General features: G+C 63.6%; 12 protein-coding genes and 1 pseudogene. 11 read left to right on the top strand and 2 right to left on the bottom strand.

Features of this window, described 5'->3' with window-relative positions; translation table 11 throughout:
* Positions 1-33: 33 nt before the first annotated feature.
* Together ACVMB1_RS27350 and ACVMB1_RS27345 are read right to left on the bottom strand one after the other, a co-directional pair.
* Positions 34-1,226 (bottom strand): annotated as a pseudogene (locus ACVMB1_RS27350) (alpha-hydroxy acid oxidase).
* 43 nt (positions 1,227-1,269) lie between these two features.
* Positions 1,270-2,592 carry a phenylacetate--CoA ligase family protein gene (locus tag ACVMB1_RS27345; protein ID WP_456849385.1) on the bottom strand — a complete coding sequence of 441 codons (1,323 nt, stop codon included), beginning with the start codon at positions 2,590-2,592 and terminating at the stop codon, positions 1,270-1,272.
* Positions 2,593-2,888: 296 nt separating this feature from the next.
* Here ACVMB1_RS27345 and ACVMB1_RS27340 point away from each other — a divergent pair, with 296 nt between their 5' ends.
* The 11 genes from ACVMB1_RS27340 to ACVMB1_RS27290 all read left to right on the top strand — a co-directional run bounded on the left by ACVMB1_RS27340 (position 2,889) and on the right by ACVMB1_RS27290 (position 15,608).
* Complete coding sequence (locus tag ACVMB1_RS27340) at positions 2,889-4,031, top strand: ABC transporter substrate-binding protein (protein WP_456849383.1); 1,143 nt, start codon at positions 2,889-2,891, stop codon at positions 4,029-4,031.
* A gap of 63 nt (positions 4,032-4,094) precedes the next feature.
* A complete protein-coding gene (locus tag ACVMB1_RS27335) occupies positions 4,095-5,135 on the top strand; it encodes a branched-chain amino acid ABC transporter permease (RefSeq protein ID WP_310885553.1) in 1,041 nt (346 codons plus the stop codon).
* Positions 5,132-6,904 carry a branched-chain amino acid ABC transporter ATP-binding protein/permease gene (locus ACVMB1_RS27330; RefSeq protein ID WP_456814909.1) on the top strand — a complete coding sequence of 591 codons (1,773 nt, stop codon included), beginning with the start codon at positions 5,132-5,134 and terminating at the stop codon, positions 6,902-6,904. The genes ACVMB1_RS27335 and ACVMB1_RS27330 overlap by 4 nt, the downstream gene beginning before the upstream one ends.
* A complete protein-coding gene (locus tag ACVMB1_RS27325) occupies positions 6,901-7,668 on the top strand; it encodes an ABC transporter ATP-binding protein (protein WP_253638686.1) in 768 nt (255 codons plus the stop codon). The genes ACVMB1_RS27330 and ACVMB1_RS27325 overlap by 4 nt, the downstream gene beginning before the upstream one ends.
* The gene (locus ACVMB1_RS27320) at positions 7,665-9,062 is read left to right on the top strand and encodes an FAD-binding oxidoreductase (RefSeq protein WP_253638687.1); all 1,398 of its coding nucleotides are present in this window, start codon (positions 7,665-7,667) and stop codon (positions 9,060-9,062) included. The genes ACVMB1_RS27325 and ACVMB1_RS27320 overlap by 4 nt, the downstream gene beginning before the upstream one ends.
* A 50-nt stretch (positions 9,063-9,112) precedes the next feature.
* Positions 9,113-12,610 (top strand): indolepyruvate ferredoxin oxidoreductase family protein, encoded by a 3,498-nt coding sequence (locus ACVMB1_RS27315; protein WP_253638688.1) that lies wholly within the window; start codon positions 9,113-9,115, stop codon positions 12,608-12,610.
* Between the two features lie 7 nt (positions 12,611-12,617).
* Complete coding sequence (locus tag ACVMB1_RS27310; RefSeq protein ID WP_253638689.1) at positions 12,618-12,983, top strand: YciI family protein; 366 nt, start codon at positions 12,618-12,620, stop codon at positions 12,981-12,983.
* Between the two features lie 69 nt (positions 12,984-13,052).
* A complete protein-coding gene (locus tag ACVMB1_RS27305; protein WP_253638690.1) occupies positions 13,053-13,580 on the top strand; it encodes an alcohol dehydrogenase catalytic domain-containing protein in 528 nt (175 codons plus the stop codon).
* 63 nt (positions 13,581-13,643) lie between these two features.
* Positions 13,644-13,934 (top strand): hypothetical protein, encoded by a 291-nt coding sequence (locus ACVMB1_RS27300; RefSeq protein WP_310885556.1) that lies wholly within the window; start codon positions 13,644-13,646, stop codon positions 13,932-13,934.
* A gap of 8 nt (positions 13,935-13,942) precedes the next feature.
* Positions 13,943-14,248, top strand: coding sequence for a hypothetical protein (locus tag ACVMB1_RS27295; RefSeq protein WP_092089126.1), 306 nt, complete (start codon positions 13,943-13,945; stop codon positions 14,246-14,248).
* Positions 14,249-14,387: 139 nt separating this feature from the next.
* A complete protein-coding gene (locus tag ACVMB1_RS27290) occupies positions 14,388-15,608 on the top strand; it encodes an alpha-hydroxy acid oxidase (RefSeq protein ID WP_256527837.1) in 1,221 nt (406 codons plus the stop codon).

The raw sequence follows: 15,608 nt of genomic DNA, 5'->3' as shown, positions 1-15,608 counted from the left end.
TCGAACTATAGAGGCCAGGGATCGGCTTTTCAATTACGGTCGGGGTGTGTCGATCACCCCCATGTCGGTGGTCGACTGGGCGCGGCACGAATTCCTGGCTGATTCGTGCGGCACTGGGCCAACATAGCGTACATGCTCGCGCGAGATATCGACAATGCGAGCGGTGCCAAGCAAGGTCATGGCACGTTCAAGCTCGGTCCTCAGGATCGAAATCACATGGGCAATGCCGGGTGCACCGGCGGCGCCTGCGCCGTAAAGTGTATTGCGTCCCATCAGAACCGCGTCCGCTCCGAGCGCACGTGCCTTGATGATATCGGTGCCTCGCCGGAAGCCGCTGTCGCATAGGATTGTCACCTTGTTGCCAACCGCGTGTCGAATCTCGGGGAGGACGGTGAGCGGTGACACGGCGCCGTCGAGCTGCCGCCCGCCGTGGTTTGACAAGACGACGCCCGCCGCTCCGAGTTCAGCGGCGCATCGCGGACGCTGAGCACGCCCTTGACGATCACCGGGCCGTTCCAGAGCGCGATGAACTCTTGCACATCTCTCCAGGTCACCGACGGATCGAGCTGCGCATTCATGAAGGCGACGAGGCCTTGCGCGCTCGTCGCGGACCCGGCTACGGCCTCGACCATGTTCGCAGGCTTTGGTGCGCCAGTCCTGGCCATGCGCATCAGCCATCCGGGATGCAAGGCGGTATCTGCGAGATTTCGGCGCGTGAGCCGCAGCGGCAGTGTGAAGTCGTTGCGCGGGTCGCGCTCGCGGTTGCCGCCTGTGGCGCAGTCAACAGTGATTACGAGCACCGCATAACCGGCCGCACGGGCACGTTCGAGGAGGCTCCGCGACAGATCGCGGTTGCGGAAGATATAGAGCTGGAACCAGTTGCCCGCGCCAGATGTTTCAGCAACCTCCTCGAGACGCACGCTCGAGACGGTGCTGAGGCAGAAAGGAATGCCAGCCGCCGCGGCCGCCCTGGCGAGCAGGCTCTCGGCTTTGGGCCAGGCGAGGCCGGCAAGGCCGGTCGGCCCGATTCCGAACGGGGCCGCATAGCGCCTGCCGAAAAGGCTGATGGAGAGGTCGATCGCGCCGACGTCGTTGAGCACCCGCTGAACGAAGCCCCATTCGTCGAATTGGGCGCGGTTGCGGCGGCGAGAGACCTCATCCTCCGCGGCACCGTCGACAAAGTCGAAAATCGCCCGTGGCAACCGCCGACGTGCTTCCAGGCGCATGTCTTCGACATTCAGAATATATTTGAAGGACCGGGCCTTCATTTCAGGTGCGCTCGGCACGATGAAGCACCCGCGTCGCCTTGGCCTCATAGCGCGGCAGCGTCCCTTCCTGGAGACACTCGACCTCGACGCTCATGCCAAGACGTGCCCGCATCTCGCGCTTGACATCCGAGACGATCTGCTCAGTGGGACGATCCGAGCTGCGTTCGGCCTCGACCGCGACGCACATGGTGCCGATCGTGGTGCGCTCCTTGTCGACGTAGATCTGCCAGGCCTCTTTCACCGTTCCTTTCGTCGCAGCGATGATGTCCTCGATCTGAGAGGGAAACACGATGACGCCCTTGACCTTGAGCATGTCGTCGCTACGGCCGATGATGCGTCCGATCTTGCGCATGCCCCTGCGTCCCGAGCGGCAGTCGAAGGGCGAAGGCGACAGTCGCACCAGGTCGCGCGTGCGCCAGCGGACGACCGGCGAGGCTTCGCGGCACAGCGTCGTGATGACGATCTCGCCGACTTCGCCGGGAGAAACGGGCTTCAGCGTCACCGGGTCAAGGATTTCGGTGATGATCGTGTCCTCGTTGACGAGTTGCAGCTCGTCATCGTCATGAGTGTATGGCGTGGAAATCGCGAGCACCGGTCCGCCGGCCTCGGTGGTCCCGTAAATGTTCTGGCTCACGAAACCGTCCGGCATCTCCGCCTCCAACTGCTTGCGAAACTCGGCGGACACCGATTGACCACCGAGAATGGCCAGCCTGATCGTCCATTCCGTCTTGGGATCGATGCCCATCTGCCTGGCGATGGTGACGAGCGACATCAGCCATAGTGGCGACATGGAGGCAACGTCGTAGCTGTGGTCGCGCAGCCACTTCACGACCAACTCGCCGCGACCGGGGCCGATCGGGAAGGTCGCGCAGTCGAGCGCTGCGAAGCCGACGTCGAGCGCAGGCCCCCCGATCCAAAGGCCATAACCATAGCCCTGGTAGGCGCGCTGACCTCGCTGCACCCCCGCTGCGGTGAGGATTCTCGCCATCTGATAGGGCAGGAGTTCGCCGTAGTCGTGCTCCGTCATGCCGAACAAGACCGGCAGGCCGGTGGTTCCGGACGTTGCCATGAAGCGCCTGACCGATTGCATCAGTGCGGCGAGGAACGGAAACGGATAGCGGCTGTGCAGCGCAGACTTGTCGAGGAATGGCGCGTGCGCGAGCCCGTCCTCTGCTGCGAGGTCCGACAGCTTCATTCCGGCGGCGGCAAAATGGGCAACCCAATCGGGCCGCTCGCTGAGGCGCTGGCCGAGCTTCGCCAGCCGCTCCTTCTGGAGGCGGCAGATGGCTGGATAGTCGAGACTTTCGATGTCTGGGTGGAGCATCCCGGGTTCCTCCTATGTCTTCATCCCTGGTTGCCGTGCGTTCTCGGGAAAATCCGGCGCGGCAAATTTTTCTCTTTCTTAGACCGAACGTTTGGTCTAAATAAAGGACAACAACGAGCAGGCGGAGCCGTCAGCGAGAGCGGAGCGGGCCGGACACCGCATCTGGGTCACGAGCCCGCTGCTTGTGATGCGATCTCGGCGCCCCCGCGACGAGGCCGCGCGACGGGGGAAGGCGGGACGACAAGAAAAGAAGTTCGGCCTGGTCGGAAGAGGAAACAACGTTCGAGGAGATCGAAGTGAACAAGCTGATCATTGCAGTTGTCGCGGTCGCATCATGGGTCGCGCCAGCGCTGGCCGAGGTCAGGATCGGAATCATTGTGTCCGCCACCGGACCCGCGGCTTCGGTCGGGGTGACGCAGCAGCAGACGGTGAGCATTCTGCCGCAGAAGCTCGGCGGACAGGACGTCCGCTACATCCTGATGGATGATGCCTCAGATACGTCGACCTCGGTAACGGCTGCACGAAAGTTGACGACGGAGGACCGCGTCGACGCCATTGTCGGCCCAAGCCTGACACCGAACTCGCTGGCGCTCTTGGACATTGTTGCCGACACCAAGACGCCGATGATCAGCCTGGCCGGATCGGCTCTGATCGTCGAGCCGCCGGTCGATCGGCGGCGCTGGGTGTTCAAGACCCCGCAGAGCGATGCGCAGATGGCCTGGATCGTGCTCGATCACATGAAACGCCGAAACATCAAGTCCCTGGCCTTGATCGGCTTCAACGATGCCTATGGCGAAGGCTGGATCAAGGTCATGACCACGCTGGTCGAGGCGGCCGGGATCAAGGTCGTCGGCTCGGAGCGCTACCAGCGAACCGACAGCAGCGTGATCGGACAGATCTTGAAGATCGTGTCGCAAAATCCAGACGCGATCTTCATTGCGGCATCTGGCACGCCGGCGGCGCTGCCGCAGACCACGCTCGCTGAGCGTGGTTACAAGGGCGTCATCTACCAGACACATGGTGTGGCCAATAACGACTTCCTGCGTGTCGGCGGGAAGGCGCTGGAAGGGACGTTCGTACCGGCGGGGCCGGTCCTTGTCGCCGAGCAGTTGCCCAATAGTCATCCGGCCAAGGCGGCCGGGCTCGATTTCGTGCGTCGTTACGAGGCAATCCCTGGGGCAGGCGCCCGCTCGACATTCGCAGCCTACCTTTGGGATGCCCAGCTCATCCTCGATAAGGCGATCGCGGCAGCCGCAGAGAAGGCACAGCCCGGGACCGAAGCGTTCCGGATCGCGTTGCGAGACGCGATCGCGGCCACAAAGGACGTCGCCGGACCGAATGGCGTTTACAACATGTCGGCCACCGATCACCTCGGTCTCGACGAGCGGTCGCGCGTGATGACGCGGATCGTCAACGGCAGCTGGCAGTTGGTCCAATGACGTCTCGATGCCTTCACAGGATAATCGTGCTCGGGCGCAAGGCGCGCGGCGACGGGGGCAGCGGTGACCGCTGATGTTGCGGCCATCCTGCTGCAGGACGGAATCGCCAATGGCGCAATCTACATCCTGCTCGCGACCGCGCTTGTCCTCGTTTTCACGGTGACGCGCGTGATCTTCGTACCACAGGGTGATCTGGTCGCCTTCACGGCGCTGACCTTGTCGGCCTTCGACACGGGTGTCATGCCGGGCACGGTATGGATCCTGCTGTTTGGCGCCGCGATCGCGTTTGCGCTCGAGATGTTGGACGCCAGCGCTCGGCGGGACCGCGCCCGCGTCGCGCGATCGATCGTGCAGTTTGGCATCGTGCCGCTCGCCGTCGCACTGGTGGCTGCGGTACTGGTTCCGAAGGACGCGCCGCTCCTTTGGAAGATGGCGGTCACCTGCGCGCTGATCACCTGCATCAGTCCGGTGATCTATCGGATCGTGTTCCAGCCGATCGCGTCTGCGTCGCCCCTGGTACTCCTGATCGCCGCGATCGCAACCCATCTGGGATTGAACAGCATCGGTCTGCATGTGTTCGGAGCCGAGGGTGTGCGAACGCAAGGGTTTTCTGGACCGCCGTTCTCGGTGGCCGGCCAGATCGTCTCGCAACAGGTGGTGGGAGTGATCGGCAGCAGCGTGGTGCTCGTGCTTGTGCTCTACGTCTTCTTCCACCGCTCGCTCCGCGGGCGCGCGCTTCTGGCGGCTGCATACAACCGGCGTGGCGCCGAGATCGTGGGCATCAGTGCGGTCTCGGCTGGGCGAACGGCCTTCATCGTCGCCGGCTTCGTCGGAGCGGCGTCGGGTCTCCTGGTGGGCCCGATGACGACGCTCTACTACGATTCCGGTTTCATTCTCGGTCTGAAGGGATTCGTCGGCGCGATCGTGGGTGGACTTGCGATCTATCCCCTCGCGGCTGCGGGCGCCCTGCTGGTGGGAACGGTGGAAGCCTTCGCCTCATTCTGGGCGAGCGCCTATCGGGACATCATCGTCTTCATGCTGATCATCCCGATCCTGTTCTGGCGATCTGTGGTCAATCCTCATGTGGAGGATGGGATCGAATGATCGGCCGCCTGTTGGCTCTTGCGCCCTTTATTGCCCTTGCGATCGCGGCACTCGCCCCGCTTGGGCTGCCGACCTATCAGGTGTCGGTGATCACCTATGTGATGATCGCGTCGATCGCGTGCTTCGGACTCGTGTTGATGACCGGGGTCGCGGGGATGGTTTCGTTCGGCCAGGCGGCTTTCGTCGGTCTTGGCGCCTATGCGTCGGCCTATCTGTCGGCGCAATTGGGGCTCTCGCCGTGGCTTGGCCTTGCCGGCGCGCTGATCGGTGCGGCTGCTGTCGCCACGCTGATTGGTGCAATCACCGTGCGGATGAGCGGTCACTATCTTGCGCTGGCAACGCTCTGCTTCGGCATCAGTTTCTATTTCCTCATCGGAAATTCCGATGAGCTCGGCCGATTCAACGGCATGACAGGGATACCCCCTGCCGCTGTCGGCGGTATCGAGCTGCGTAGTGAGCAACAGACCTTCGGTCTCGCGCTGGTGGCCCTCGTGCTGGTCGTTGTCTGGTGCCGGCGATTGCTCGCATCCCGCTGTGGGCGAGTGCTGCGATCCCTTCGCACGGGGGCGGTGATCGCGGAGACCTTTGGCGCGAGCGCACAACGCCACCGGCTCATAGCGTTCGTTGCCGCAGCCGTCATCGCCGCGCTCTCGGGCTGGCTTTATGCGCATGTGCAGCGCTTCCTCAACCCGACGCCGTTCGGCCTCAATGCGAGCATCGATTATCTCTTCATGACGGTGATCGGCGGGAGCGGACAGGTTTGGGGCGCGCTGGTCGGCGCCGGGCTGGTGACGGTCATCAAGCACGAGCTACAGGACGCGCTCAGGCCCATCTTCGGGGCCACCACGCGATTTGAACTGTTGGCTTTCGCCGCGCTGATGATTGTCGTGCTGCACCGGGCGCGCAAGGGCCTATGGCCATTCCTGCAGCAGGTGATCACCCCCTATATGGCGCCTCCTGCGCCGGTCGCGCCCCTTATCCTGCCGAGCCGCCGGGCCAAGCCGGACCATGGACTTCCGGTCCTGTCGGCGACCGGCTTGCGGCGGACGTTCGGCGGCCTCATGGCGGTCGACGATGTCAGCTTCGATGTTCGAAGTGGCGAAATCCTTGGCGTTCTCGGGCCGAACGGCGCGGGGAAGAGCACCCTGTTTAACCTGATCAGTGGTGGCCTGCCGCGGAGCGGGGGCGAGCTGAGCTTCCTGGGCACGCCGCTGGCGCGCGTGAGCGCACGTGACATGTGCGCGCGCGGTCTGTCGCGGACGTTTCAGCACGCGGCGCTGGTATCCGAGATGAGCCTAATCGAGAACGTTGCCATCGGCGCCACGCATCTTGGCAGATGCGGTGTTTTGGCGGCGTCCTGCGGGCTCGATGCCACCGAGGAGCGCCGGTTGCTGGGCTGGTCGCAGCATCTGCTCGATCGCGTCGGGCTTGGCGACAAGGCATGGGATTCTGCCGGGACGCTGTCGCTCGGTCATCAGCGCATATTGGAGATCGCGCGCGCGCTCGCCGCCGATCCGGTGCTGCTGCTGCTCGATGAGCCAGCGGCCGGCTTGCGCGCCAACGAAAAGACCCTGCTGGCCGATCTGCTGTTGCGGCTCCGGGCCGAAGGTCTCGCCATCATCCTCGTCGAACATGACATGGAGTTTGTCTTCCGCCTAGCCGATCGGCTGATGGTGATGAACTTCGGCCGCCGCATTGCGTTCGGGCAGCCCGAAGAGGTCCGCGCCGACGCAGGCGTCCAGGAAGCGTATCTGGGGGTTGCAGCATGACAGCCCTGCTGCAACTCGAACGCTTCACGGTTCGCTATGGCCGCCTGACAGCGGTGAACGACGTATCGCTTGAAGCGAAGGCCGGTGAGGTCACCGCTGTGATCGGTCCGAACGGCGCCGGCAAGACGTCCCTTGTCAATGCAGTGATGGGTCTCGTGCCGTTCGGTGGCCGGCTCCTGTTTCCGCAGTGGCCGGAGGCGTCGCGGTCGATCGAGGCGCGGGTGCGCGCGCGGATCTCGCTGGTGCCGGAGACGCGCGACCTGTTCGGGCCGATGACCGTGCTCGACAATCTCAGGCTCGGCGCGTTCGCGGTAAGGGTGGAACCGCGCTTCGATATGCGCGCGCGCATCGCCGACATATTTCGTCTCTTCCCGCGTCTCGCCGAGCGGCGAGATCAACTCGCCAACACGTTGAGCGGGGGTGAGCGCCAGATGCTGGCGCTGGGGCGCGCGCTGATGCTGAGACCGCGCTTCCTGATGCTCGATGAGCCAAGTCTCGGGCTTGCGCCCCTGATCGTCGCGGAAATGTTCCGCATCATTGCGCAGCTGAAGAACGAGGGTGTTTCGATCCTCTTGATCGAGCAGAACGCGCGCGCCGCGCTGCAGCTGTCGGATCGCGCCTACGTCCTTGAAGGCGGGGCGGTCCAGCTGGAAGGCAGGGCGGCCGATATCGCTGCGGATCGCCGTGTCATCGAAGCCTATCTCGGAATGTCGACGGCATTCTCTTCGAAGCCACATGAGCGACAGATCGGCAGGGCAGGATGACACGCGCCACACGAGAGGCCATCGCACAGTTGAGCGAGCGGTTCGGCGACAAGCTGTCGACGGTGGCCTCGGTCCGCCGCCACCACGCCAGCGGAGTCACATCCCACATGACGATCGCGCCTGATGCGGTGTTGTTCGCAGCCTCGACGCAGGATGTCGTCGACGCTGTTACGATCTGTCATCACTATCGGTGTCCGGTGGTTCCATTCGGCACCGGCACCTCCACGGAGGGACAGATCAGCGCCGAGCAGGGTGGGCTAACCATCGATCTGTCGGGGATGGATCGCATCCTGCGAGTGTCGCCTTCCGATCTCGATTGCACCGTGGAGGCGGGTGTAACGCGCAAGGCGCTGAACGCAGCCCTGCGGGACACCGGCCTGTTCTTTCCGATCGATCCGGGCGCCGACGCCTCGATCGGCGGGATGGCATCGACACGTGCGTCCGGCACCAACGCGGTGCGCTACGGCACCATGCGCGAGTTCGTGACGTCGCTGCGCGTTGTGCTCGCCGACGGCCAGCTGATCGACACCGGGACCCGCGCACGAAAATCGTCCGCCGGTTACGACCTGACCCGGCTGTTCGTCGGTGCCGAGGGCACGCTCGGTGTCGTCACCGAAGTCACGTTGCGGCTCGCCCCAATCCCTGAGCGGATTGGTGCGGCGGTCTGTACGTTCCCGACGGTGGAGGCGGCGGTGTCCGCCGTCGTCACCGCGATCCAGAGCGCGATTCCGCTGGCACGCGCAGAGCTGCTCGATGCGTTGCAGGTCGAGGCTTGCAACCACTATTCAAAGCTCGACCTCGCCGTTCAGCCCACGCTGTTCCTGGAATTCCACGGCACCCACCAGGCCGTCGATGAACAGGTCAGCCTGATGTCTGCGATTACGGCGGAGTTCGGCGGCAGCGCGTTCCGGTGGGCGACCGCCCCCGAAGACCGGACAAAACTCTGGCAGGCCCGCCACGATGTGTGGTGGGCGGCGCTGGCGCTCCGCCCCGGATCGCAGGGGATACCGACTGATGTCTGCGTGCCGATTTCCGAGCTTCCGGGCGTCATTGCGCAGACCCGACAGGACGTCGTGGAGCTCAATCTGATCGCCCCACTGTGCGGGCATGTCGGCGACGGAAACTTTCATCTGTGCGTTCTGGTCGATCCCGAAGACGAGGGCGAGAAGCGGCGGATCGCCGAGCTGAACGCTCGCATGATCGCGCGTGCCCATGCGGTCGGGGGCACCTGCACGGGCGAGCATGGCATCGGCACCGGCAAGATGGATTACCTGGTCGCCGAGCGCGGGGCAGGGATGATGACGCTCGCGGCGCTCAAGCGGGCGCTCGATCCGCGCAACGTCATGAATCCCGGCAAGATCCTGCGCGTCGACGATTATCAACCTTACGCGTGATGTGGTTCGCCCCATGTCCTGAGCACAGAAACTCGAAGAAGAGCATTCCCATGACCCTTCGTGAAACTGCAACCAGCGTCGATCTCGACTACCGCCTCCATGATGCGATTACGAAGGCCGAGGGCCGCGTCTTCACCTCGGGCACGCAGGCGCTCGTCCGGCTGCTGGTGATGCAGCGCCTTGCTGATCGCCGCGACGGCATCCGCTCCGCGGGCTTCGTCAGTGGCTATCGCGGCTCACCGCTTGCGGGCGTGGACACCGAGTTGTGGCGGGCAAAATCGGCGTTAGCGGATCATGACATCCGATTTCTGCCGGGCATCAACGAGGATCTCGCCGCAACGGCCGTCTCCGGCACGCAGCGGGTTGGGCAGGACCCGAACCGGACGGTCGATGGGGTTTTCGCCCTCTGGTATGGCAAGGGGCCCGGCGTCGATCGGGCCGGTGACGCGATCCGGCACGGGCATGCCACCGGTGCGTCGGGTAAAGGCGGCGTCGTCCTTGTGGTCGGCGACGATCATGCCGCGACATCCTCTTCGATCCCGAACGCCAGCGACATGTCGTTGATGGGGTGGGGGATTCCGATCCTTCATCCGGCTAGCGTCGACGAGTATGTAGAATTCGGGCTCTGGGCTTGGGCGGCGTCGCGCTTCTCCGGCGCATGGGTTGCGTTCAAGGCGATCTCCGAGACTGTGGAAAGCAGCCGCAGCTTCACCGCCCCTGTGCTGCCGCGCTTCACGGCACCATCGCGAGACCGCTTTCCGGAAGGCGGCCTCGGATATAGCACCCGTGATTTTCTGACGCCTGCGATCGAGTTGCGCATGGCACGCCGGCTTGAAGCGATCGCCGCGTTCGCGCAGATGAACTCGCTGGACCGTATGCTGATTGATGCTCCGCAAGCAGATATCGGCATTGTCGCCGTGGGCAAGAACGCGACAGATGTTCTCGAGGTCTTCGAGCGCATCGGCCTGCCGCCGCATGTCCTGGCGCAGAAAGGTGTGCGGGTCTGGCGACCAGGCCTGATATTCCCGCTCGATCGCGCGGGCTTCGAGCAGTTCTCGCGCGGGCTGAAGCACATCTTGGTGGTGGAGGAGAAAACAAACCTCGTCGAAGGGCAGATCAAGGATGCGATCTTCAATTGGCCTGCGGATCGCAGGCCGAGCATTTCCGGTCGCGGTGCCCTCGATGGATCGCCCCTCGTGTCGGCGCTTGGTCAGCACCGCCCGTCGTCGCTTGCCGCGCCCTTGTCGGCCTGGCTTTCGAACATACGGCCGGATCTCGCCTTTGCCGACAGACTCGGTCGGTTCGAACGAGCGTCCCCGTTAAGCAACGCGGCCGACGGCATTCGGCGTCTGCCCTATTTCTGCTCGGGCTGCCCGCACAATTCATCCACCAAGATTCCTGAGGACAGCACAGCGCTGGCCGGCGTCGGTTGCCACTACATGGCGAGTTGGATGGACCGGCAGACGTCCGGACTGACCCAGATGGGAGCGGAAGGCGTGGATTGGGCGGGGCAGGCTGCCTTCACCACGACGCCTCATGTGTTCCAGAACATGGGCGAAGGCACTTATTTCCATTCCGGTCATCTCGCGATCCGGCAATCAATCGCCGCGGGCCACAACATCACCTACAAGATCCTGTTCAACGATGCGGTGGCGATGACCGGGGGCCAGCCGGTCGACGGCCAGCTCACGGTGCCCCAGATCGCTCGGCAGATGGCGAGCGAGGGGGCAAGGAAGGTGGTGATCGTCACCGACGACACCGCGCGCTATGCGGGGACGGCTCTCGATCAGGGCGTCACGGTCCATGACCGGCTCGACCTTGATCCGATCCAGCGCGAGCTGCGCGGGATCAAGGGCGTCACGGTGCTGATCTATGATCAGACCTGTGCGGCGGAGAAACGCCGGCGCAGGAAGAAAGGAACCTATTCCGATCCCGCGCGGCGGATGTTCATCAACAGCGCGGTGTGCGAGGGCTGCGGCGATTGCGGCAAGGCTTCCAACTGCCTCTCGATCGTGCCGCTGGAGACCGATCTCGGCCGCAAGCGCGCGATCGATCAAACCTCGTGCAACAAGGACTTCTCCTGCGTCGAGGGCTTTTGCCCGAGCTTCGTCTCCGTCCTCGGCGGACGGTTGCACAAGCAGCCGGCCTCGGGTCAGGACTGGATTGCGCGCGCCAACTCCCTTCCGCAGCCGTTGCTGGCGCTGCCTGACGGACGCCCGCACAACCTTCTTGTGGCAGGCGTCGGGGGGAGCGGCATCATCACCGTCGGCGCCATTATCGCGATGGCCGCGCACCTCGACGGTCTGGAGGTTGCCGAGCTTGACTTCACCGCGCTGGCGCAGAAGGGCGGCTCGGTGATGTGCCATTTGCGCCTTGCGCGGAACGGCCGAACGATCAACCAGCCCCGGATCGACTGGGGCGAGGCTGACGGTGTGGTAATGGGCGATCTCATCGTCGGCTGCCTGCCAGACAGTCTCGGAACGGTGCGCAAGGACGTGACCCGCGTTCTCGTCAACACCCATCTCGGCTCGACTGCGGAGTTCGCTCGCGATCCGGACGCGGATCCACGATACCACGATCTGCTCGCCAAAGTGCGCCACGCCGCCGGGACGGAGATGATCACGGGCTTCGATGTGCAGCAGCTCGCCCAGGAGCAGTTCGGCGAGACGACGGGCGCCAACATGATTCTGATCGGGCACGCCTGGCAGCAGGGGCTGATTCCAGTCAGCGCAGCTGCCATGATCCAGGCGATCACGCTCAACGGCGTCGCAGTGGAGGCGAACAAGCGTGCATTCGCTTGTGGTCGTGTGGTCGCCGCGCAGGGACTTCCCGCGCGGGGCGGGCAGCCTACGGTCTTGCTAGAGCCGGAGGAATGGCAGGCACTGGCCGACCGGCGCACCGAAGAGCTCGTGCGTTATCAGAACTCGCGCTACGCGGCGTCCTATCGGACATTCGTCGGCCAATGTGCAGCCACTGAGCGGCTCAAGCTCGGCTCCGCCAACACCTTCGTCCTGACGAAGACCGTGGCGAACGCGCTGTTCAAGCTCATGGCCTACAAGGACGAGTATGAGGTCGCCCGCCTCTACGCCAGACCGGAATTCATGGCCGATCTGAAGCAGCGTTTCGAGGGCGATTTCACGCTTCGCCTTCATCTCGCGCCTCCGTTCCTGGCAAGACCGCGCGCGGGAAGCACGGCGCCGCAGAAGATCGCGTTCGGACCCTGGATGATGCGCGTCTTTGCCGTTCTCGCGCGCCTAAGAGTCCTGCGCGGAACCGGGTTCGACCCGTTCGGCCATACCGAAGAGCGGCGCCTGGAGCGGCGTCTGATCGATGACTACAAGGCGCTGATCGACCGCCTCTCGATCGGCTTGTCACCAGCGACGCTCGACCAGGCGGTGCAACTCGCAAAGCTGCCCGAGAAAATGAGAGGATTCGGTCACGTCAAGCGTGCCAATGTGGCCGCCGCGAAACGGGAAGAGCAGCGATTGCTCCGGGAGTTCGAGACGATCGCGAATCCGACGCCTCGCGGCATCAAAGATGTTGCGTGAGGCTCCCATGCTGACGGTCGTCCGTTGCTTGTATCGGCCAGGTGGAGCAGACGAGCGTCTCGCCATCCGCGATATCCATGTCGCCTACATGATCGAGAACCGGCGCTGGCTCGATCAGGGGGGCGCCTTGATGTCGGCCGACGGGTCCGTGGTGGAAGGCATGTTTCTGGTGCTGCGCCACGAGACGCGCGAAGCGGCCGATGCCTTCCTGGCGAACGAGCCCTACACCCGGGCAGGTCTTTTCGAAAGCGTCACGATCGAGCCGTTTGAGCGTTTCGTCCCCCATCCGGATCCGCAATTTCTTGAGCATCTCCTCGTATCGGCCAGAGAATGGATCGCACGCAATTTGCGAACGCACGAGCAGCGGGGCTGAAGGCGGCTGCCCCTCCGACATTGCAGATCTCTTCGCGGAACTGACGTGAATCATCATTGAGGGATTATTGTGCGGGCATTTCATGTCGACCAGTTCGGACATCTCGACGGCCTCATTCTCAAAGAGACTTCCGTGCCGCCCCTCGGGCCAAAGGACGTTCTCGTTCGCATCCGCGCGAATTCCCTGAATTATCGCGATCTATTGATTGTGAGCGGCCAAGGCGGAAGCTTCAATGCCGCGAGCGGGACACGACCTGGATTGGTGCCTGTTTGTGACGGCGCAGGTGACGTCTTGGCGGTGGGCAAAGATGTCACGCGGGCAAAGATTGGCGACCGCGTTGCGGGCACGTTCATCAGACGCTGGATCGGCGGGCGTATCAAGCCGGAGTATCTCGGCGAGCAGCGGGGCCGGGATGTAGATGGCTTGCTGCGAGATCACGCAGTCCTCGATGAAGAGGAGGTCGTGCGCGTTCCGGACCATTTGTCCTATACGGAATCCGACTATCAGCCGCAGCTGATCCGCGTTTGCCAGCCGACGCCGGTCGCTACTCATGAAAATCTTTCAGGCGGCGGCCTGTTGGAGGGATCGTCCCTTTAATTGACAGAACGGTCGTACTATGAATAATAATCCGAAGAAGACAAGAGTTGGGGAGGACCATCTATGATGGAGATGCGACAACTCGCCTTGGACGATCGCTATACTGCGACGTCGGATGAGGTCCTGCTCAATGGGGCGCAGGGCCTCCTTGTTGCCATGACGAACCAGATAGGCAGCGGATTCGCGCTCGAGTACAGGACGCGCGAGGAGGTCGATCGCTTCCTCGTAGCCGAACCATACTGCGTCTCGGTGCATCCCATGACGGTGATGGTGCCTGAGCGCCATCCTGGCTTCCAGGAAGATGAACTCCGGCGCCAATTGTCCGAAATCGACACTTCCAAGCTGGTGCCGTGAGTCAGAACATGCGCGGGATCACAAGCATCGGAACCTGCAACTTCTCGCAGCTCGCCAACGCCTACGCTCACCGGCACGGAATCAATACTCGAGACCTCAAGCGCGCGATGGCGAAGGTTTCGGTGAAGAGCCACGCCAACGCTGTCAGCAATCCGCGAGCACATCTTCGCGGCCGACATTGGCGCCTCGCGCCGCTGCCGGCGTCACTGTCGGAATTCTTCCCGGCGGGCACCGGGACCAGCGGATTGTCGCTCTCCTATAGTTTCGCGGTAACGGTGTTCGGCGGCTTCGCTCCGTTCATCATCACATGGTGATCGCAACGACCGGCAGCAAACTCGCACCAAGCTATTACGCCGGCGCGGCCGCGACGCTGAGCTTGGTGGTTCTTATCGCACTGCGCAGCCGCTATCGTCCAACGCCCGAAACTATCAGCGCAATTTCGGAGGGCCGGTGATGAAATTCCAAGCCAATGCCCATTCAATCGCCGAATACCGCGAGCTCGCGCGGCGGGCGCTGCCGAGGATGATATTCGACTTCTACGATGGCGGCGCTGACGGCGAAAACACGCTTGCAGGCAACCGCGCCGCACTGGATGCGAAGCGACTGCTCGGCTCGGCGCCGATCGATGTCGGCCGTCGCAGCCAAGAGGTCAAGCTCTTCGGCAAGTCCTACGCAATGCCGCTCATCATCGGCCCGACGGGCCTGGCAGCAGCGGCTTGGCCGGACGGGGACATAGCTTTAGCTCGCGCCGCTGGCCGGGCCGGCATTCCCTTCGTCATGAGCACCGCAGGCACTTGCACGCAGGACGACGTCGCTTCGGCGGGCGACGGTAGCAAATGGATGCAGCTCTACATCTTCAAGGATCGCGCCTTTAGCGCGCGCATCGTTGACAAGGCGGAAACACTCGGCTTCGAAGCCATCGAGGTTACGGTCGACAACGCGGTCGCCGGCAAGAGGCTGCGCGATGAGCGTAACGGATTCTCGCTGCCGTTCCGATGGACGCCGGCAAAGCTGGCGGGCCTCCTCGTCCATCCCGGCTGGAGCATGAGGATGGCGCGGGCAGGGGCGCCGCAGCTCAAGGTGATGGGGGAAGGACTCGGGCTGGAAAAGACCGACACCATCGCCGCGCTGATGCAGAGCCAGTTCGATGCCTCGATAAGCTGGGACGATATCGCAAGACTGCGCGATCGCTGGAAGAAGCCACTGATCGTCAAGGGATTGCTCGACCCGTCGCATGTCAGCAAGGCCTTGTCAGTCGGGGTTGATGGTCTGGTGATCTCCAACCATGGCGGTCGTCAGCTCGATGGCGCTGTCGCCTCGATCGACGTCCTGCCCGACTTCGTGGCGGCGGCCGGCGGCCGGCTTACGCTCTTGATCGATAGCGGTTTCCGCACAGGCTCCGACATTGCTCGCGCGCTCGCGCTCGGAGCTGACGCCGTTCAGGTCGGTCGGGCGACCCTCTATGCGCTTGCAGTCGGCGGCGAGGAAACGGTCTTTCATGCCCTTGGCCTCCTGAAAGCCGAACTGGACGTCGCCCAGGCGCTGATGGGCGTGGCCAGGATCGAGGATTTTCATCCAGGCATGATCCGTCAGCCGGCGCCGGTTCCGCTCGCGCCTCGGCCTGACGCCGGGGCGTCGCCAACTCCTGTCTCATACCTAAGAAAAGGCACATGA

This window comes from Bradyrhizobium sp. USDA 4504, from assembly GCF_054063995.1.
The sequence above is the reverse complement of the archived record's forward strand: the minus strand, read 5'-3'. Positions and strand labels throughout refer to the sequence as shown.